We start from the raw sequence: 19,584 nt of genomic DNA on the forward strand, positions 1-19,584 counted from the left end.
GCAGGTCTCCTCAATCAGCATGGCGAGAAAAGGGCCGGGCGGCTGCAATCGCAATTGTTCCGGTTCCGTCGCGATTCTGTGATCCCCGGGGGCCGCGACGAAACCGTTTTGCGATGCCGCGAAGCGCTCCGGAAACAAAGCGCCATTACGGTGCGCCAATCAAGCACGGGGTTAGATCATGTTAGTAACGGTCCTGAACCTCATCTACCGGGAATTCCTCAAACGTGCCCTTTCCGGCATGACCATACAGGGAGGAAGGCTATGACCGAGGTCGTGACAGCATTCCTCATCTTCGTCAGCATCGGCATATTCCTGGCCCACGCATTTGATGCCTATCGCCTGCGCTAGGTCGCAGCGCCGCGCCTGACACGGCTGCCCCGCGATAGCTGTCGGCATTTTCGCGCACGCTCCGCGGAGCCGTTTATCAGGTGCCATCCCTGCCGGCGATGAACACGTCGCGATCCGGGAATTTTCCGAACGCTTCCGCCGGCTGTCCGAAATTCGTGGCGAGCACGTCCCTGGGATTGGCCGCGATCCATTGCGACAGATCGATGGTCTCGTAGGTGCCTGCATTGAAACCGATCAGGATGCGTGCAGCGCCGCTGCCGACATTCTCGATCGAGTGCCCATAGCCTTGCGGGATGTAGCCGACGTCGCCCTTCTGCAATCGTTCCGTCCGGTAGCGGCCGTGAGAGCCGAACAAGGTGACGCTCACCTCGCCTTCGATGACGTATTGCCACTCGTCGGCGTTCGGATGCCAATGCAGCGTCCGCAGCGCGCCGGGATCGAGATCGAGCACGACGCCGGTGATCGTCTTCGCAATCGGGAAGCGGCTTGAATCGACACGCCACTCGCGGCCGCCCCGATAGGTCGCATGCGGCGGCTGCGCCAGCAGGCGGTATTTGTGGGTCTCCGGCGGCAGCTTCCAGCCCTGCAAAGGCACCGAGGGCTCGGCCGGCGGCGGTTTGCCGCGCGCGAAATACACTTCCTCCTTTGGAAAGGTCGCGAACGTAGCTTCAGGCAGGCCGAAATTCTTCGCCAGCAGCGCCGGCGGCGTATGCCCGATCCAATCGGTGATGCTGAAGGTGCCGAATTCGGAGAAATAGCCGTTGTCGAAAATCAGGATGAAATGGCACGGCTTGTCACCCAGGCAGTGCAGCATATGCCCGTGGCCTCGCGGAAAATACCAGACGTCGCCGGGGTCGAAATCATTGGTCTCGGCAAGGCCGCCGGGGTCGACGACGGTGGTGCGCACCCGCCCCTCGATGACGAACGCCCATTCGGCGGCGGTAGCGTGCCAGTGCAGCTCGCGCATCGCGCCGGGCTCGAGCCGAATCGAGACCCCGGCAATGCCCTTGGAAATCGGTAGCTGCGCGGCGGTGGCCTCCTTGCCATAGCTGTTGCCGATCACCTTGCCGTCCGACTTCTCCAGGGCGAATTTGAAGGTTGGCAGATCCTTGCCCGCGAGCGCTGGATCCGGAACGTTGTTCATGAAGCTCGGATCGCCGCCGGCGGCCGGCTGCGCCGCAGCCAGCGCTGCCAGCGAGGCGATGCCTGCGGCAGCCAGAAACTCCCGGCGTAGTGGATCGGACATGATGCATTCCTCCGCGACCATAATCCCTTGGGCGGCCAGCATGAGCGCGCCCAAGCGCACGCGATCAAGTGCACCCAATAGAGCACAGCTTTGATGCCGGCGGATGCCCTGCCAACGACCAGCTGCCATACCACTGGAGGTCACACGATACCGCGCCAGCACCCTCCGGTCCTGGGGCGGCCTATTCGAATGGCCATTAAATCAACTAGTTAGACAGACGCTTGGGGATGGTGCTAGAGATCGCTGGCGCGCAGCGGGATTTAGCGATTCCGAAGGTCGGGAGCTCTGGTCTCTCCCGGGCGTGCTCGTCGCTCACGGCTATTCGGACATTTCAATATGAAAAAGATCATCCTCGCGCTGGCGGTGCTGTATCCGGCCGCGGCCTTTGCGCAAACGACCGCCCCAGCCCCCTCCGCCGCTCCTCCGACGGTCGGCGGCAAGCCCCTGGTTCAAGTCGGGTCGAAGGGCAAGAAGGAAGCCCCGGCAAAGCCCCTGTCGCCGGCCCAAAAGCTGCAGGCCTGCCAGGACATCGATGACGCGACCAAGGAACGGCTGAATTGCTACGACGCCGTTTATGCGCCCCAGCCCAAAGCGAAGGCGCCGGCGGCGAAGAGCGTCAGCGACTGCCGCTTCGTCAAGGAGGAAGACGAGCGGCTGACCTGCTTCAACGGCTTTGCGGACAAAATTCCGAAGCTGCCGCGGTAAATCAGGCGAGCGGGCCTACCAGGTCCAGGTTGAGCGCGAGCTCGGACCGCCGAAGAAGCCGAACTGGGACTGCTGCGCGACCCGCATTTGCGGCGGCTGGCCAAATTGCATCGGCGGTGCCTGACGGGTCCTGACGACCTTGCGCTTGCGCTGGGCCTGCGGCTCGGGCTTCTTGGCCTCGCCCGGCACAAACTGGGCAAACGTCTCTCGCACCCGGGCCTGGGCGTTGGCGTCGGCCGAAACAGGGGTCACGGCGGCGGGCGCGGACGGCGCAACCGCCTGGGCAATCGCGGCGGGCGGCGGAACAATGGCCGGTTGGCTGGTGTCGTAGACCACCCGCTCCGGCAGCTTCTGGTCGGTACGAATACGCACGACGGTCTTGTCGACCGAAGGAGCGGCCTGGCTGGCCACGACGGCCTCTTGGGGAACAAGTGCATCGATCGCCAACAACAGCGCGAGCAGCACTCCGCCGACAAACAGGAAATAACGCGCTACAGGCATTGGACTCGCTCCCCCCGCGCGAGTACCGCGCGGTTCAATCGCCCAACGAGCGATATACCGATTAGTTCCTGGCCGACGGGCAAGGTTCAAAGGTGCCGTTCACATTTCCGGGACGAGAGGCGAATTCACGCCACGCAGGGTTAAATACGGCTGGCGGTCACCAGTGAACATTTCGCCTTATCTGCGTTGACGTTAACGAATCCGACCAGCATACCGGCATAGCGCTTCCGGCTCTTCATGTTCACGGTATCGGGAATGATGCGCCGGCGGTCGGTCAGATGGCTGCCGTCCCGGCGGACGAAGCGACAGGCAATCTGGATATCCTTCACCGCGTAGTCATTGGTATTGCGAAGCGTGAAGGTCACCAGCGCCTTCGAGCCGAGCCCGCCCCGTCGCCATGACTGCGAGACGATTTTCAGGCCGTCGAGCGGCGACCCGGCCGGGGCCACCAGTTCGGGCGGCGCGATATCGGAAGGCGCCGCGGCCGCAGGGTTAGCATCTGAAGGTGCCTGTTTCGACAGGGTGGCCTGAGTCGCAGCGGTATTGTCCGCGCGGGATGCATCTTGCGTGACGCGAGTGACTGCGGGCGGCGTCGCCGCGGAATGGCTCTCGGCGTCGCTCGCTTGCGGCAGCATCAGCCAGGTGGTGCATCCGGCAATGGCGATGGCCGGTAGCGCGGCAAACCGCGCTTGCGACCTTCCGAACGACCACCCGGCGTTCCTCATTGCCGTGTCCTCACCCGGCAGCTTCGGCGATTGCCGTGCCGCCATGAAAAAAAGCCCTACGGGCGTTTTCCCGTACGGCTTTTCTCACGACCGCCGCTGTACGGATCCCGCCGCGCATCAACAATCACTCGGCGCGGAAATGGTTTCATACCACCTCGACAATATTGCGGCCGCGGCGCAAGGCTTGCAGGATGGAATTGTGGATGTTTGGCGGATCGGCCGCCGCACCGCACGTCGGCTTTGCAGCCGCAACAACAACAATGGGGAAGACCGAGATGCCGACCGTTACCTGGGACCATGTCCATTTGCGCAGCCCCGATCCCGAAGCGACCGCCGCCTGGCTGCAGGACGTTCTGGGCGGCGAAATCGTCCGTGGCCCGGGCCGGATCGACGTCAAGCTCGGCGGCGCCAATGTCTTCATCGCGCCGGTCAACGCCGGCGACGGCGTCAACACGCCGCCGGTGACGCCCTATCAGGGCCTCGACCATTTCGGCCTGACGGTGAAGGACATCGACGCGGTCGCTGCCGAGATCAAGGCCAAGGGCGTCGAGTTCACGAAGGAGCCGACCACCATCCGGCCCGGCGTGCGTATCTGCTTCATCCGGGGACCGCAGGGCATTTCGATCGAGCTGCTCGAGCGCGACAAGAAGTATGCGTAACGCGCCGGCGAACTGCGCTGCTTCAGGTTGTCATCACCCGCGAAAGCGGTGATCCAGAGGCATCAGACACAACCGGGAGGCCGCGGCGTACGGAATACTCCGCATTCGCGGAGCATGACGGTTATGGGTCGGGCCACCACGCGCGCGTTATGCCACCGAGTCATCCCCGCGTCACGTCGGAGTGGCACACTTCGCGTTTGCTTCCTGTACGGGAACGGACAGGCAAGTTGACACGTTGACGGTGCAGGCCACGCTTTGGCATAACCCCTTGACCGGCCTCGGTGGGCGCTGCGGTCGGCATCTGGGACATTATGAAAAACGGGCTCTATTCGATCCACGTCACCCTGCTGGACGGACGCACCGGCAAGGGCAGCGGCGTCATTTTATTCCGCGATGGCCAGATTCTCGGCGGGGACGCCTATCTGTTTTATACCGGCAGCTACACGGTCAAGGGCGACACGTTCAAAGGCGAAGTCCTGGTGCAGCGTCACACCACCCCACGCGACAATGACAATCCGCTGTTCGGTGGCCCCAACCCGGTCGGCATCGGCGTATCAGGCACCTTCACCGATACCCGCGGCAGCATGAATGGAACCGCGTTGGTCGGCAAAGCCAGCCAGATCTTCGGCGCCACGCTGCACAAGCTCGCAGATATCAACTAACGGCCGCGACGCGCGCCTACTCGGCCGCCTGCTCCAGCGGCGCCGTGCGCGGCAGGATAATCTGGATGCGCGTGCCGCCCCCCGGCTCGGAATCGAGGTCGAGCCGGCCGCCGAGCCGCGTCGTCACGATGCTGTAGACGATGTGCAGGCCGAGCCCGGTGCCGCCCTGATCGCGCCGCGTGGTGAAGAACGGATCGAACGCGCGGCGGCGGACATCAAGGCTCATGCCGCAGCCATTGTCGGAAAAAATGATCTCGACATTGTCCTTGCCGGACTCCCGCACCTGGATATCGACCGTGCCGGGCTTGCCGTCCGGAAACGCATGCGCCACCGAGTTGAGGAACAGGTTGGTCAGCACCTGTCCGTAGGGCCCGGGATAGCTGTTCATGATCAGGTTGGGCTGGCACTCGACGTTGAGCGTCAGATTGTGTTTGCGCAGGCCCGGCCGCAAGCTCATCACCACCTGCTCGGTGAGGTCGCCGAGGTCGAAGGAGCGCTGGTCCGAATAGTTGCGGTCGGCGGCGACCTGCTTGAACGACTGGATCAGTTCGGCGGCGCGGTTGAGGTTGGCGACGAGCTGCGACGACGCATCGCGGCTGGTGCCGAGAAAATCGTTCAGGCTGGAGCGCCGCAGTTCGCCACGGGCGACCTCCGCCGCAAAATTCGACGTCTTGCGCTCCAGCGCGGAGGCGACCGTCAGACTGATGCCGACGGGATTGTTGACCTCGTGCGCGACGCCGGCCACCAGCCGGCCCAAGGCGGCGAGCTTTTCCGCCTCGATCAGCGAATTCTGCGTCTCACGCAAGTTCCGCAGCGCGCCCTCCGCCGCATCCTTGGCCTTGCGCATCTCGGATTCGACGCGCTTGCGCTCGGCGATATCGAGCGCGACGGTGACGATGGTCTCGATCTCGCCGGCCGCATCCAGAATCGGCAGCTTGTTGACCAGCCACTGCCGCATGTGGCCGGACGCATCCTTGTACTCTTCCTCGTAGAAGCCGAGCTCCTTGCCGGCCGCCAACACCCGCTTGTCGTGCTCGTCGGTCTTTTCCGCGCCGTAACGCGACATCAGCTCGGCGGTGGTGCGGCCGATCGCATCCCCCGGCTCGACCCCGAAAATGCCGGCCATGTAGCGGTTCATCAGGACGTAGCGGAGCTGCTTGTCCTTGACGTTGATGACCGCAGGCACGGTGTCGATGACCATCTGCAGCAGGCGGCGGCCTTCGGCGATCGCATCCTCGGCGCGCTTCTGGTCGGTAATGTCGCGCACCGTTCCCTCGTAGCGGACGATGATGCCGGCCTCGTTGTGCACAGCGCTGGCGCTGTCGGAAAGCCACAGCACCGAGCCGGTGCGGGTGCGAACCTGGTACTCATATTCGCGAACCATGCCGTCGCGCTGCATCAGCCGCCCGTATTCCGTCCGCGCCTCGGGATGGACATAGACGCCTTCGGCGATGTCGCCGATGCCGTTGATCAGATCCTGCGGCGTGGCATAGCCCATCATCCGCGCCAATGCCGGGTTGGCGTTCAACAGCGCGCCGCCGGGCGTCGTGACGTAAATTCCGTCGACAGAGGACTCGAACAGCTTGCGGTAACTTTCCTCGGCAAGCCGCTGTTCGGCCAGCGCGCGCACGGCCGCCTCGCGCGCGGTGTCGGCATCGACCAGCGTCTGCCGGAATACCTCGGCGGCGCGGGCAATGTCGCCGATCTCGTTGTCCACATCGGTCGCCGGGATAGAGGCGCTCTTCTCGCCGCCGGCCACCGCGCGGATCGAGGATGCGATCGCGGCCAGCGGACGCACGGTGCGGCGAACCACCAGCAGCGAGGCAAACAGCCCGATCAGCACGCCGGCAGTGCCGAGGACGATGCTCTGCCACTTGGCTTCCGCCAGCGTGCGGGCGAAATCGCGGGAAAGGATGCGTCCTCGCCGCTCGCTGACGTCGCGCAACAATTCCGTGACGCGCTGGATCAGGCGGCCCTCCGCGCCCAGCACCTCCTTGTCGATGTCGGAGATCTGCCGCTCGCGGATCGAGATGCCGATGATGGCTTCAGCATAGGCATTGACGGCGGCCCGCAGCTTCGGATCCTGGATCGTCATCGCGCGCATGCTTTGCGCCGCCTGTTCGGCCGCGGACGGGTTGTGCGCCAGCAACGCCGAGGCGATCCGGCTCTGGGTTTGTGACAGGCTCAACGCAGTCTGGGTATCGGACGCCTCGGCGATCGCGGCATCGAACTTTTCGCGCAACGGCGGCAACGCCACGATCATTTCGGCACGGCGGTTGATCAGCGCGGAAATCCGCTCGATGCCGCTGCGGTAGGTCGCCAGCCGCTCGGTGACGCCGTCGATCATGTCCTGCTGTTCGGGCGCGAGCTCCAGCCGCGTCTTCTTCAGGACCTCGCCGAGCGCGCTGGCTGCGTCGCCAACCTGGAGCGACTGGTTGCCGGGATCGGTGACGAAATCCCGCGCCGCAAGTCGCAACTCGTTCATGCGGCGGTCAATATCCTCGGCGAGGTCGCCGACGCTCTGCAGCCGCTGCAGTTCGGCAAAGGTCGAATCGATGTGGCGGATGGCGATGACGCTGGCAGTCGAGGTGATGATGATCACCGCCAGCACCAGCATGAAACTGCCGAATGTCAGTTGGCCGATCGAAAGCGAGAACGATCGCGGCGGCAGCGAATTCGGCGGCGTTTCGGCGGTCATGTGGGTCGGGGCGGGCTCCAATCGGGCGCAATATACGATGACTCCCGGGCCGTGGGGAACATGCCGGCGGGTGGTTAATGATGGTATGTGACCGGGATTCCACGGGTCACACTTGGGCCGCCCCCGGCCTCAGCGCCTTCGCCAGGTCCGAGGGCATCATGCCGAACATGTCGCGAAATGCGCTCGAGAAATGTGCCGAACTCGCAAAGCCGGCCGCATGGGCAGCCTCCGTCAGGGATGCCCCCTCGCCGCTGGCGCGGACCGCGGCCCCCATCCGGTTCCAGATGCGGTAGCGCCGCAGCGGCACGCCGGTCTCTATCTTGAACAGATGCAGGAAGCGTGACGGCGACAGACCGGCGCGGGCCGCAAGGCTCGTCAGCCGGTGCGCGCGATGCGGCTCGTCCCGCATGTGCCGCAGCGCCGCAGCAATGCGTGCGTTGGGGCTAGCCTGCCCGCCGATCCCCAATAGCCCGCCGAGGGATGCGCGCCCCTCAGGCACGGCGATGCGGCTTTCGGCCAGCCCCGTCAGGATATCGATCGCTGCGGTTTCTTCCCGCAGATCGAAGGCTGCGCGCGGCGTCGCAGTAGTCATCCGCGGGATCAACTCCCTCAGATCACGCCCGAACGGATCGACGTAGAGGAATGCCATTCGGCCCCGCTCGATCCGCAAATGATGCAGGCTGTTGGGCAGGATCAGCACGCTGCGAGCCGCGCGATAGTGCGTCATGCGATCCGCGGGATCGTCGGCGACTTCCAGCGGCCCGTCGAGGCCGACGGCAAGGACCGCGGTCGCGTTCCGATGCGGCGTCAGCCCGAAGGCCGGGCCCAGATACAGCACGCGGGCGCCCCACCCAATCAATTTCGCTGCCGCCGTCTCGTCCATAGCCAGTTCTTGAAAGCCCCAAAGGTTCGGCCAGTCCAATCATTGCCGATCACAGAGATCCGCGAGATGGACAACGATGGCAAATAGCCGTTCTGAAATCGAGACCAAAGCTGCGGTTGAGCGCAACCGGCAGGCCCTCGACCGCTATGCGAGCGCGTGGCTCGCCGGCGATCGTGCAGCGCTTGCCGCCTGTTATCATGACGACTTTACGCTGCATTATTTCGGCCGCAACCCGCTCGCCGGTGATCACAGCGGCAAGGCCGCTGCACTCGGCATCCTGGCCGAGGTCACCAGGCGCACCAACCGCCGGCTGCTCGCTATTGTGGACGTCATGGCCGGGCCCGAACGCAGCGGGCTGCTGGTCCGCGAGCGCTTCGAGCGCGACGGCAAAACAGCCGAGGTCGAGCGCTTGCTGGCGTACACGGTGCGCGACGGCCTGCTTTCCGAATGCTGGGTCTACGACCAGGACCAGGCCGTGGTCGACGCATTCCTCGCCTGAACGTGTTCACGCGGCCGCGGCGGACCGCTTCCGCGCCGGGATCGTCATCGCGGCGACGCCGACGACGACACAGGCAAGGCCGATCCAGACCGTCGAACTCGGCTGCTCGCCGAGGAATATCACGCCCACCGCGACGCCGATCGGCACCCGCAGATAGGCCTGCGCCGTGGTGCCGACCGAACCCAGGGTCCGGATCAGGCGGAAATAGATCACGAAGGCGAGCGCCGTGGAAAACACCGCGAGCGCGACCAGCGCCAGTATCGAGCTGACCGAAGGCTGCAGCATCCATGGCTGCTCCGCGACCAGGCTCACCGGAATCAGGATCGCCGCGCCGCACAGCAACGAGCCCGCCGCGGGCACGATCGGATCGAGATCCCTGAAACCACGGCCGAGGATGGCGGCGCCCGCGTAGCAGACGGCGGCAAGCACCATCACGATCTGGGCCGTCAATTCTTGACCGAAGCCGGACAGCGCCTGCACGCCGACGATCAGGCAGATGCCGGCCATCCCGGCGACGACGCCAAGCAGCTTTCGCGACGTCACGGCCTCATGGCGCGTGATGGCGAGCGTCAGGAAAAACGTGAATATCGGCGCGGTGGAATTGAGGATGGTCGCCACCCCCGCGTCCAGCGCCTGCGCGCCCCAGGCGACCATGATCCAGGGGATGACGCTGTTGAGGCAGGCCTGAAACAGGAAACGTCGCCAGGTCTCGCCATCGACGGGCATGCTCACACCGCGCCAGCGCATGATGGCGAGCAGCAGCAATCCGGCAATCAGCGTGCGGCACGCGATCAGGGTGATCGGCGGGATCGTCGCCACGCCGATCCGGATGAAGGTGTACGAGGCGCCCCACAGCGTCGCCAGCGCGAGCAACAGCGCCAGTTCGGTCGTCGTGCCCGCAGGTCGCGGATGTACTTCTGCCATGCTTCGCCGGCCCGTTCTCGATTGCCTTCGAAGCAGAGTCTACCGCGCTTGCATACAGTTATACTTCGTTATCCGTCGAATTGTGTTAACCGACCGAGCCGACCTCGAACACGTCGCCGTCATAGCCGGCTTCGAGCGGAATCCGAAGCTGGCGACCGCCATTGTTCCTGGTCATGACCGGCGTCACGGTGACGACCGATTTGCCCCTGGAGTCGTCGAGCGCGGCCCTTACGCTGGCCTGCTTGCCGAGCTTGATCAGGTTGCGCGTGGTCGGGAACGGCAGCTTGAAGCGCCCGCTCTGGCCGCCCTCCAGCGCCTCGCGAGGCGATACCCAGATCGAGTCGGTGGATTCCTTGCCGTCATGGGCGCCGAGCTGTTCGGGCGGCGCGGCGGCGAGGAAGAACCAGGTGTCGAAGCGTTTTGGCATGCCCTCCGGCGTGATCCAGTGCGCGTAGGGCATCAGTTCGTCGAGCGCCAGCACTATGTCGTTGTCGGTCAGTACCTTCAGGAAGCTGATCTTGCCATCGCAGAGATCGGCGCGATTGATAGCCTCGATCTCGCTGGCCCGTTTGGCATCGACCAGCGCGCTCGATCCCTTCGGCCGCGCCAGCAGGATGCCGCTTTCCTCAAAGGTTTCGCGGATCGCGGCGATGCGGAAACTCAGCGTCGCCTCGTCGAGCCCCTCGCCGCCTGAGTAGAGTTCGGGCTGCGCAATGATCTCCTTGTCGCCCTTGTCGACGCTGCCGCCGGGAAACACCAGCGCGCCGGAATTGAAGTCGATCTCATAATGGCGAACCATCATGAAGACTTCGATTTCCCTGGCGTCAGGGCTGTCACGCAGCAGCAGGATCGTGGATGCAGGACGCGGAGCGACGGTTTCTGCCATGTGACTAACCCGCCGCGCTGGATTGCGGTTGCAGGTTGGCGCGGCGATCGACGCGCGCCACCCGCGACAACAGATAGTCGACCTCGGCCTTTGCGGTGGCCGTAATCGTCGCACCCGGCTTGCGCTGGGCGCTGGACGAAATGATGCCGCGCTTCTGCAGCACATATTTGCGTACCGACAGGCCCGCGCCGGGCTGCTGCTCGTAGCGGATCAGCGGCAGATGTGCATCGAACAGATCATGCGCGGCATCGCGCTTGCCGGCCTTCGACAGCTTGACGACATCGATCAACAGTTCCGGGAAAGCGTAGCCGGTCATCGCACCGTCGGCGCCGCGCTCCATTTCGAAATCGAGGAACAGCCCGCCATTGCCGACCAGAATGGACATCGGCTTCAGCGAACCGTCTTTCTGGAAGTTGCGCAGCGTGGTGATCTTTTCCAGGCCCGGCCAGTCCTCGTGCTTGAGCATGACGCAGGACGGCGAGTCCATCACGATCTTGCGGATCACGGCCGGCGTGAAGATGACGTTGAGCGTCAGCGGATAATCCTGCAGCACCCAGGGAATGTCCTCGCCGATCGCTTCCTGCGCTTGCTTGAAATACCCGGTGATCTGGTCGTCGGTGCGCAAGTGAGGCGGCGGCGCGATCATGACGCCTGCGGCGCCGGCATCCATCGAAGCCTTTGCCAGCGAGCGCATCGAGGCAAAACCCGGCGCCGAGACGCCGACGATGATCTGCATGTTCTTGGCGCGCTTGACGAAGCGAACCGCCACCTGCTCCGCTTCGGCCGCATCGAGCTTCGGCGCCTCGCCCAGAATGCCGAGCACGGTGACGCCGTCGCAGCCGACTTCAGCGTAGAAATCGGTCAGCCGGTCGATGGACTTTTCGTCTATGCGACCGTCCTCGTGGAACGGCGTCGGCGCAATCGCGAAGGTGCCTGCGGCCTGGGCAGTGAGTTTCATGATTACCTTCTTTGGCAGGGACTTACAGAATGGAATATCTGGTCATGGATAGCACCAACCAACCTGCCCCTCAAAGCGGCAGATTAAGCCTTGGGATGAGCCTGCCCTGGATAGAGCCCGATGGAACAAGGCCGTCGTCGACGGCCCCCATGCGGCGGTAAAATTCGGCCGCATCAGGATCGGCCTCGATGACCAGCGCGGTGGCGCCGGCCGCGCGGGCGGTGGCCTTGGCCCAATCGAGCAGCTTTCGGCCCGTTCCGGTCCGAAGCATGGCCGGCTCGACGAACAGTTTTTCGAGCTGGGCCGCGTCGCCCTTCGATTTCACCTCGGCGATGCCGGCGAGACGGCCATCAAGCTCGGCCACCTGCACCCGGGACGCCAGGATACTCGCGGGCGTCAGCGTGAGCTCCTTGCGGCAGGCCGCCATGAACGCATCGTCATATCCCCAGACCGCCTTGGAACGCAGGCACAGCTCGGTGAGAACTGCACCTTCCTCCGGACGCGCGGGCCGCAATGCGAGCATTGGCACCTCCACCGAGAGTTCAGAACCTTCGCGCACCCATCTTGATCTGCTCTTCGGAGAAAAAGATCTCCTTGGCGTGAGTCACGATGTCCTCGGCCTTCCACCCCGTGAACGGCGGCTTCCAGCCTTCCATTTCCATCATCCGCATCTCGCGCACGCCGCGCGGACCGGAGACGCCGAGCACCTTGCCGGTCTGGTCGCCGGAGAGATCGCTGACCATGTACAGCACGGCCGGCGCGATGCCGTCAGGGCCGAGCGCTGCGCCGGGGTTCTCCTTGTAGCGCGGCAGGTCTGCGGTCATGCGGGTCAGCGCGCCCGGGGACAGCGTCCAGATCCGGATGTTGTATTTGCGGCCCTCAATGGCGAGCACATTCGACAGTCCCCAGATACCGCCCTTGGCGGCGCCGTAGTTGCTCTGGCCGAAATTGCCGATCAGGCCCGAGGTTGAGGACGTGTTGACGATAACGCCGCCGCCGTTCTCGCGCATCCATTTGAACACCGGCTGGGTGCAGCAGAAGGTGCCCTTGAGATGCACCTTCAGCACCTTGTCCCAGTTGGCCTCCTTGGCCTTGGCGAAGGTCTCGTCGAGCAGGATGCCGGCGTTGTTCACTAGGATGTCGGCGCGGCCGAAATTCTTGATGGCGTCGTCGAACACCGACTGGCCGCCGGCCATGGTCGAGATATCGGAACCGTTGGCAACCGCGCGGCCGCCCTCGGCCTTGATCGCGTCGACCACCTGCTGCGCCATCGACTTGTCCGAGCCGGAACCGTCGCGGGGACCACCGAGGTCATTGACCACGACCGCCGCGCCCTCGCGCGCGAAAAGTTTGGCGTAGGCCTCACCGAGCCCGCCGCCCGCGCCGGTGATGATGGCAACCTTGCCGTCGAGTAGTCCCATGTGTTCTCTCCCTTATTGATTTCGTCATTCCGGGGCAGCCCGCAGGGCTGAACCCGGAATCTGGAGATTGTGGCGCGAGATTCCGGGTTCGCGCTGCGCGCGCCGGAATGACAGCGTGCGTTACGCCAGCACCGTCTTGCCGCTCTTGATGACCGTGACGCCCCTCGCCTTCACTTTCGCTTCGAACGAGACGACGTTGCCGTCCTTCCACAATTCCATCGTCACGGTCTCGCCGGGATAGACCGGCGAGGAAAACCGCGCGACGTGCTGCTTGAAGGCAGCCGGATCGTAATCGGCATAGGTCTGCAGCACGCCGCGGCAGGTGATGCCGTAGGTGCACATGCCGTGCAGGATCGGCCGCGGAAAGCCGGCCTTCTTGGCGAATTCGGGATCGGAGTGCAGTGGGTTGCGGTCGCCGCACAGGCGATAGACCAGCGCCTGGTCTGGCCGCGTCGTGATGTCCACGATCTGGTCCGGCGCGCGGCTCGGCACCTGGTGCGGTTCGGGCTGGCCTTCGGACGGACCGCCAAAGCCGCCGTCGCCGCGGGCGAAACGCGAGGCCACCAGCGTCGCCAGCTTCTCGCCGTTCTCGTCCTTCAGCACGGTCTGGTGCCTGATGACGGCGCCCTTGTCCTTGCCCTTGTCGAAGACGTCGAGCACGGTCGAGTCGGCCGTGATCTTGGCGGCGCTCGGCAGCGGCTTGTGGAAGGTGATATCGCGCTCGCCGTCGACCACCATCACGCGGTTGAGATTCATCTCGCCGGGGCTGGAGCCCCAGGCTGCCACCGACGCGAAGGTCGGCACGACCTTCAGGGGACGCGGGGTGAAGGTGCCTTCGTTGACGTAGGCGAGTTCCTTCTCGTCCATGGGATCGGCGCCCAGGCCGATGCCGTAGGCATAGAGCATCACCTCGCGATCGGTATAGGCGTATTTCTGGCCGAGATTTTTCAGGGCCATGAGCTGTTCGTAGTTGATCGGCATTTCGGTCGTCCTCTCCCGAACCTTTTTCTCTTCGGCGGTGCCCGTTGCTGCGCCCTCTCCCCTTGTGGGAGAGGGCGGCACCGGCTTCCGCAACAAACTTGCTTGGGTGAGGGGTTGGCTCCGCAAGCACATCGCTCGCGGAGAGAACCCCTCATCCGGCGCTTCGCGCCACCTTCTCCCACAAGGGGAGAAGGTACTTTCTAAGCCGCGGTGAAGAACGGCAGTGGCGCGCCGTCGGTCGGCTTCCACACCAGCTTGACCTTCTGGCCGATCTTGATCTTCTCCAGATCGCAATCGACGATGTTGGTCTGCAGCGACGGGCCTTCCTTCAGCGTGACATAGGCGATCGCATAGGGACCACTCGGCGATTTGCGCATCAGGCTGTAGGTGTAGACCGTGGCCTCGCCGGAAGCTTCCTCCCACTCCGTCTTGTCCGAGAAGCAGAACGGACAGATCGAGCGCGGGAAATAGTGCCGCTCGCCGCAGGCGGTGCAGCGCTTGATCAGGAACTTGCCGGCCTTGGCCGCTTCCCAGAACGGCGCAGTCTCGGGATTGGTCACCGGCGTCGGATATTTCTTGGCTTCGGCCATTACACGCGCTCCAGAATGCAGGTTGAGGCGGCGTGACGCACGCCGAGGAGACCGCCGGTGCCATGGGCGATCGCGAGGTCGCAGTTCGGCACCTGCACCTTCGGATGGGCTTCACCGCGCAATTGCCGGACGGCTTCGAGGATTTTGGTCATGCCGCCGCGGTTGACCGGGTGGTTGCTGCAGAGGCCGCCGCCGTCGGTGTTGAACGGCAGCTTGCCGACGCCGGAAATTAGGTTGCCATCGGCAACGAACTTGCCGCCCTCGCCCTTCTTGCAGAAGCCGAGGTCTTCGAGCTGCATCAGCACCGTGATGGTGAAGCTGTCATAGATCGAGGCGTATTTGATGTCCTTCGGCGTGACGCCCGCTTCCTCGAACGCGCGCGGGCCGGACCAGACGCCCGCGGAGTAAGTGAGATCGAGGTCCTTGCCGCCGCGCGGGCCCTTCATGGCTTCACCATGGCCGATCAGCCGCACCAGCGGCTTCTTCAGGCTCTTGGCGATTTCCGGCGTGGTCACGATCATCGCGCCGCCGCCGTCGGTGACGACGCAGCAATCCATCCGGTGCAAGGGATCGGAGATCATCGGCGAGTTCAGAACGTCCTCGACGGTGACGACCTCTTTCAGCATCGCGTGCGGGTTGTACTGGGCGTGATGCGAGGCCGCGACCTTGATCCAGGCGAGTTGTTCGCTTGTCGTCCCGTAGTCGTGCATATGGCGCATGGCACACATGCCGTAGGCATTGTGCGTGGTCGCGCCATAGGCCGCCTCGAAATCGGCTTCCGCGCCGGCCGCGCGCGCGGGCATCGGGCCGGTGCGCGGCTTGCCGGCGAGCGTCACCAGCGCGATCGAGCACTTGCCGGCCGCGATCGCTTCAGCGGCGTGGCCGAGATGGATCAAATAGGAACAACCGCCGGTCTCGGTGGAATCGACGTGGCGCACCTTCAATCCGAGGTAATCGACCATCGGCCAGAGGCCGCCGGGGGCATCGCCCGCGCAGAAATAGCCGTCAATATCGGCCTTGGTGAGCCCGGCATCCTCGATCGCGCCCTTGGCGACCTCGGCATGCAACTGCGCCGTTGATTTGTCGGGTGCGTGCCGGGTGGGATGCTCGTAGATCCCGGCAATGTAGGCTTTGCCTTTGATGGTCAAATCGTTCTCCGTTGGCGTTTCTTCTTCCTGAAGTTTTTCTGGCCTGTCGGACCGACCTTGGCAAGCGCGGAAATATTCCGCCGGGCGAGAGCGTAGCGACTGGACTCAAGTCGGGATGATTATTTGCCAAAATCGTATCAGGTCGGCACGGGGCGGATATGCCAGCGCGTTCTCGCGGCGCGACGCGCCCGAGTTGTACCTGCTCGCTTGCCCCTCCGTTGAGAGGGCGCAGGGAAGACCGGGTGCGCGCTGCACCCGCGGTCTCGTGTGCAATATGCATGAAGGAAATGCGCACACGAGCATACAGGTCCAGCGGAGAGCATCCGGCCTTCCCTGCGCAATGGCTTGACGGCTTATGGCGCGCTCTTCCCGGAGCCGAATTCCTTTGGCCTCCGTCGCTGCCGGATTGACGGCCGGTCGAACCCGGTTGGATTCGAACAGCCTCCGCCAGCTTGACACCAGCCACGGGTGCCAGAACCACACGCTTTTGCCGTACGCGAAATGCGCCGCCCGTCCTGCGCTGAGATCGATCGCTCACGGCCTCAACGGCCGCCCTGCAATGCCTCGCGCGCGCGAGCGCTTCGCGTCCACCGCTCCCCGCACTCCACGTATCGTGACGACGCGTACGCCCCTCTTCGATGAGGCGGGATGGCGCGAACATGGAGCTGATTTGGGAGAAACGGGAAGCGATATATTTTCACTGCGCGATCTGGACGACCCAAATCGCGTTGAATCGGCTGGTGAAATTCGTCTATTCGCGCAGCGGGTCTTGCGGCGGTTTGGGAGCGCCCTGCACGATCGGCATGCACTCACCCGCCGACAGGCAAATCAGCGTGAGCCCGTGTTCTTCACCGCATCAACCAGCATGGCGTAAAGCTGGCGCTTGGTGAACTCCTTCGGCTGTGCTGGTGCCGGCTTGGTTGCTACCGGCTTGCGCCGAGACACGACCTTGTCCGCGGGACGCGCACAAGCCGCCAATGGCGCCACCTTGCGCTTCGGCACCGACACGATCCTCGGATTCGCGGTTGGCGGCTTGTGACCGCGCTTCTGGCCCATGCGCTTCAGCTTCGCGCTCACGGCGTTGCGGCTAAGGCCAAGCCGAGTTGCGATCTGACCGGCGCTGTGGCCGGCAGTCCAGAGCTCCTTGAGCCGTGCTACGTCGTTCGCATCCCAACCCATGAAGATGATTATACATCGACTGCGAGCGACACGCTAGTCGTCACGCACGTTGCTTGAGTGAGGAGATGATCTCGTCGTTAACGCCGCGTCGTTGGGAGTCGTAGGTAGGCAAAGCGCAGCGTGCCCACCATCGCGGGCGGAGTGTGAGATGGTGGCGTTGCGCCTCTTTGCCACCCCGCGCATCTAGTGATGCTTTTCCAAAACAATGACCGGTGTGCGCGACGCGCATTCCCACATTGCCGCGACATAGCAGTAGCTGCCGGGATAGTCTTCGACGTGGAAACCATCCTCATCTGGAGCTACCAGCCGACACCTCACCTCGGCCTTCCAGAAGGCAAAGCAATCGCTCTCGGATATCCATCGCAGGGGCTGCCCTACCTCGGCAACCACGAAGTTCGAACCACCCTGCAGAAGCCGCTTAATATCAGCCTCTCCCAGATCCCCGGTCCGACGTGCGTCCAGCAAGCCGTCGCTGTTCCAGAGTTCGGCGAGCGGCGTCCGTGTGACGATCCTTTGGACCATATCCATGCTACCTCGCGCTATCGAAGTTTTGTTCGTGTTGGTCCAGTCGTTCGGGATCGGCATCAAGGGCAGTGAACATGGATGCACATCAGGTCGCGACGAGTGAGCGGGCGTAACCTAACGCGCAACGGAGCCAGACTGGATGCGAGATGGTGGGCACGCTTCGCTTTGCCCACCCTACAAGACTGCTTCGCGGGAATGTCGGCGAAGGCCATGATCGCCCTACAGGGCCTTGGTCCGCCTGAGCAGCCACCAGGTGAGTGCGCCCGCGGCGATTACCAGCAGGAGCGCGTACCAGGTGCCGCCGTGGCCGGTCTGGAACGGCATGTCCTTGGTGTTCATGCCGAAGAAACCGGTGACCAGCGTCGAGGGCAGCATGCAGGCGGTCAGGACCGACAGCGTGAACAGGCGGCGGTTGGTGATCGCGGTCATGCGGCCGGCGATCTCGTCCTGCAGCAGCCGTGCGCGCTCATAGATGGCGCTGAACTCATAGTCGAGCGCGTCGAACTTCTGCGCAAGCTTGCGCATTGCCGACAGCAGGTTTTCGGATTCGACGTCCTCGCGCGCCTCCAGGCGATGAAACAGCGCCCGGATCTGCGACAACTGCCGCCGCGTGCGGATCGCCTGCAGGCGCACGCGGCCGAGCCGCAACCGCTCATCGTCGATCTCATCGTGCAGCACATGGTTCTCGACGATGTCGAGCTCATCGCCGAGGCCCGCCGAAAAGCGTCCGATCACATCGGCGAACTGGTCGACGATCGCATCGAACAGCGATACCGGGGTGGGAAACTTGCGGCCGCTATCGAGCGCCCGCCGCGTCAGCTCGATCGCGCGCAGCGGCTTGCGCCGGGCGGTGATCATCAGCCTTGGCGAGATCGCAAAGTGCACCCGCAGGAGATCGTCGCCCTCCTGCATGAACTCCTGATGCAGGTCGGGCAGAACGCCGGCGATCTCCTCGTCGAAAATATCGAGGCGGATATGCTCGTCGGCATCGAGCAAGGTCTCGCGCGCGACATCGGACAGCGCCGCACTCGTGGCGAGCCAGTCGTGGCAGCGACGGTTGGCCAGATTGAAATGCAGCCACAGCCAGCCGTTGGGATTGGCGAGTTCCGCATCGAGGTTGGCGACGTCGAGCTTCCTCGCGGAACCGTCGCTCGCGAAACGATAGGCGGAGATGATGCCGATGTCGGCGAGAGGCTGGTCCATCTGCTAACCCGTTGCTGGTGCGAAGCAGGCAATGCGTCAACGCAGTGGCAAGCTGATGGCGACTACAGCCCATCGAAGAGCTCGACACAAGCTTTTGATTCAATTGGATAGTTTCACCACAGGCAGGTGTGGTGCCAGGCGGACTCACTCGAAGATCGCGACCGCGCGAATGGGGCTTGCGGTGCCACCGCGGATCTTGAGTGGAAAGCCGATGAAGCGGAATCGACCGCGCCCCACAAGCTTGTCGAGATTGGCAAGGCCTTCCATGTGCGTGATTCCCCGCTCGGCACATGCGAGATGGGCCTGGAAGTTGGGTTCGCCTTCCGGAGCCGGACTCACCGCCTCCACACCAAACATGCCGATGCCCCGGTCCGCCAGCCAATGCACGCTTTCCACCGCGAGGCCGGGGAAATCGTGCTGGTAGCCCGGCTTGCCAAGCAGGCGATCGTTGGTGGCCATGTGCAGTAGCACGGTGTCGCCAGCGCGGATTTCCTGCTCCGAAGCCGCCAGCGCCGCTTCCATTTCCGGGACCGTCACGGCATGGCGCAGCGGTGCATGGGACAGATCGAGACAGATGCCGGGCGTATAGAATTTCTCCAGCGGCATCTGGTCGATTGATAGCGCGCCGGGACGGGGATCGAAGTGCACCGGTGCATCCACGTGTGTTCCCGCATGATCGCTAAAGGCGATGGACAACGCCTTGGAGGAAAACTCTGTGTTTCCCGCACGCTTCTTCTCGGCGTGGTCGTACCACACGGAGATGATCACAGGAGGATGACTAGGATGCGTTTGCGTGCGGTGGAACAGGTCACGACTCAGATCGATCATTTCCATGGAATCCCC

Annotated in this window: 21 protein-coding genes; 4 read left to right on the plus strand and 17 right to left on the minus strand. The window is 64.0% G+C overall.

Going from position 1 to position 19,584, the window contains the following annotated elements; genetic code table 11:
* Positions 1 to 424: 424 nt before the first annotated feature.
* The gene (locus tag CQ12_RS28825; protein ID WP_057838709.1) at positions 425 to 1,594 is read right to left on the minus strand and encodes a cupin domain-containing protein; all 1,170 of its coding nucleotides are present in this window, start codon (positions 1,592 to 1,594) and stop codon (positions 425 to 427) included.
* A 336-nt stretch (positions 1,595 to 1,930) separates the two neighbouring features.
* Between CQ12_RS28825 and CQ12_RS28830 the strand changes: the two genes are divergently transcribed.
* Entirely contained in the window at positions 1,931 to 2,299 is a 369-nt protein-coding gene (locus CQ12_RS28830) for a hypothetical protein (RefSeq protein WP_057838678.1), read from the plus strand.
* Positions 2,300 to 2,314: 15 nt separating this feature from the next.
* Here CQ12_RS28830 and CQ12_RS28835 read toward each other — a convergent pair whose 3' ends face one another.
* Complete coding sequence (locus CQ12_RS28835; protein ID WP_057838679.1) at positions 2,315 to 2,800, minus strand: hypothetical protein; 486 nt, start codon at positions 2,798 to 2,800, stop codon at positions 2,315 to 2,317.
* Between the two features lie 140 nt (positions 2,801 to 2,940).
* Entirely contained in the window at positions 2,941 to 3,435 is a 495-nt protein-coding gene (locus CQ12_RS46800; protein WP_245310218.1) for a hypothetical protein, read from the minus strand.
* Between the two features lie 365 nt (positions 3,436 to 3,800).
* Here CQ12_RS46800 and CQ12_RS28845 point away from each other — a divergent pair, with 365 nt between their 5' ends.
* Together CQ12_RS28845 and CQ12_RS28850 are read left to right on the plus strand one after the other, a co-directional pair.
* A complete protein-coding gene (locus CQ12_RS28845) occupies positions 3,801 to 4,184 on the plus strand; it encodes a VOC family protein (protein WP_057838710.1) in 384 nt (127 codons plus the stop codon).
* Between the two features lie 311 nt (positions 4,185 to 4,495).
* Positions 4,496 to 4,846: a GrlR family regulatory protein gene (locus CQ12_RS28850; protein ID WP_057838711.1), complete on the plus strand. Its 351-nt coding sequence runs from the start codon at positions 4,496 to 4,498 to the stop codon at positions 4,844 to 4,846.
* 16 nt (positions 4,847 to 4,862) lie between these two features.
* Here CQ12_RS28850 and CQ12_RS28855 read toward each other — a convergent pair whose 3' ends face one another.
* Positions 4,863 to 7,544, minus strand: a complete 2,682-nt coding sequence (locus tag CQ12_RS28855) for a PAS domain S-box protein (protein WP_057838680.1) — start codon at positions 7,542 to 7,544, stop codon at positions 4,863 to 4,865.
* A 106-nt stretch (positions 7,545 to 7,650) separates the two neighbouring features.
* On the minus strand, positions 7,651 to 8,427 hold the full coding sequence (locus tag CQ12_RS28860) for a helix-turn-helix domain-containing protein (RefSeq protein WP_057838681.1): 777 nt from the start codon (positions 8,425 to 8,427) through the stop codon (positions 7,651 to 7,653).
* Between the two features lie 76 nt (positions 8,428 to 8,503).
* Between CQ12_RS28860 and CQ12_RS28865 the strand changes: the two genes are divergently transcribed.
* Complete coding sequence (locus tag CQ12_RS28865) at positions 8,504 to 8,926, plus strand: nuclear transport factor 2 family protein (protein WP_057838682.1); 423 nt, start codon at positions 8,504 to 8,506, stop codon at positions 8,924 to 8,926.
* A 6-nt stretch (positions 8,927 to 8,932) separates the two neighbouring features.
* On the opposite strand, the gene CQ12_RS28870 is transcribed toward CQ12_RS28865, so the two are convergent.
* The 12 genes from CQ12_RS28870 to CQ12_RS28925 all read right to left on the minus strand — a co-directional run bounded on the left by CQ12_RS28870 (position 8,933) and on the right by CQ12_RS28925 (position 19,575).
* Positions 8,933 to 9,850, minus strand: a complete 918-nt coding sequence (locus tag CQ12_RS28870) for a DMT family transporter (RefSeq protein ID WP_057838683.1) — start codon at positions 9,848 to 9,850, stop codon at positions 8,933 to 8,935.
* A gap of 85 nt (positions 9,851 to 9,935) precedes the next feature.
* The gene (locus CQ12_RS28875) at positions 9,936 to 10,736 is read right to left on the minus strand and encodes an NUDIX hydrolase (protein ID WP_057838684.1); all 801 of its coding nucleotides are present in this window, start codon (positions 10,734 to 10,736) and stop codon (positions 9,936 to 9,938) included.
* Positions 10,737 to 10,740: 4 nt separating this feature from the next.
* On the minus strand, positions 10,741 to 11,694 hold the full coding sequence (locus CQ12_RS28880) for a dihydrodipicolinate synthase family protein (protein WP_057838685.1): 954 nt from the start codon (positions 11,692 to 11,694) through the stop codon (positions 10,741 to 10,743).
* 70 nt (positions 11,695 to 11,764) lie between these two features.
* Complete coding sequence (locus CQ12_RS28885) at positions 11,765 to 12,217, minus strand: GNAT family N-acetyltransferase (protein WP_057838686.1); 453 nt, start codon at positions 12,215 to 12,217, stop codon at positions 11,765 to 11,767.
* Between the two features lie 19 nt (positions 12,218 to 12,236).
* A complete protein-coding gene (locus CQ12_RS28890; RefSeq protein ID WP_057838687.1) occupies positions 12,237 to 13,115 on the minus strand; it encodes an SDR family oxidoreductase in 879 nt (292 codons plus the stop codon).
* Between the two features lie 120 nt (positions 13,116 to 13,235).
* Positions 13,236 to 14,096, minus strand: coding sequence for a MaoC/PaaZ C-terminal domain-containing protein (locus CQ12_RS28895; RefSeq protein ID WP_057838688.1), 861 nt, complete (start codon positions 14,094 to 14,096; stop codon positions 13,236 to 13,238).
* A gap of 200 nt (positions 14,097 to 14,296) precedes the next feature.
* On the minus strand, positions 14,297 to 14,686 hold the full coding sequence (locus CQ12_RS28900) for a Zn-ribbon domain-containing OB-fold protein (protein WP_057838689.1): 390 nt from the start codon (positions 14,684 to 14,686) through the stop codon (positions 14,297 to 14,299).
* Positions 14,686 to 15,834: a thiolase domain-containing protein gene (locus tag CQ12_RS28905; RefSeq protein WP_057838690.1), complete on the minus strand. Its 1,149-nt coding sequence runs from the start codon at positions 15,832 to 15,834 to the stop codon at positions 14,686 to 14,688. The genes CQ12_RS28900 and CQ12_RS28905 overlap by 1 nt, the downstream gene beginning before the upstream one ends.
* Before the next feature lie 828 nt (positions 15,835 to 16,662).
* Positions 16,663 to 17,013, minus strand: a complete 351-nt coding sequence (locus CQ12_RS28910; RefSeq protein ID WP_057838691.1) for a GcrA family cell cycle regulator — start codon at positions 17,011 to 17,013, stop codon at positions 16,663 to 16,665.
* A gap of 183 nt (positions 17,014 to 17,196) precedes the next feature.
* Positions 17,197 to 17,541 carry a hypothetical protein gene (locus CQ12_RS28915; RefSeq protein WP_057838712.1) on the minus strand — a complete coding sequence of 115 codons (345 nt, stop codon included), beginning with the start codon at positions 17,539 to 17,541 and terminating at the stop codon, positions 17,197 to 17,199.
* Positions 17,542 to 17,757: 216 nt separating this feature from the next.
* Complete coding sequence (locus CQ12_RS28920) at positions 17,758 to 18,741, minus strand: transporter (RefSeq protein ID WP_057838692.1); 984 nt, start codon at positions 18,739 to 18,741, stop codon at positions 17,758 to 17,760.
* 144 nt (positions 18,742 to 18,885) lie between these two features.
* Positions 18,886 to 19,575: a cyclase family protein gene (locus CQ12_RS28925; RefSeq protein ID WP_057838693.1), complete on the minus strand. Its 690-nt coding sequence runs from the start codon at positions 19,573 to 19,575 to the stop codon at positions 18,886 to 18,888.
* Positions 19,576 to 19,584: the final 9 nt, after the last annotated feature.

This window comes from Bradyrhizobium jicamae, from assembly GCF_001440395.1.
GTDB lineage: Bacteria > Pseudomonadota > Alphaproteobacteria > Rhizobiales > Xanthobacteraceae > Bradyrhizobium > Bradyrhizobium jicamae.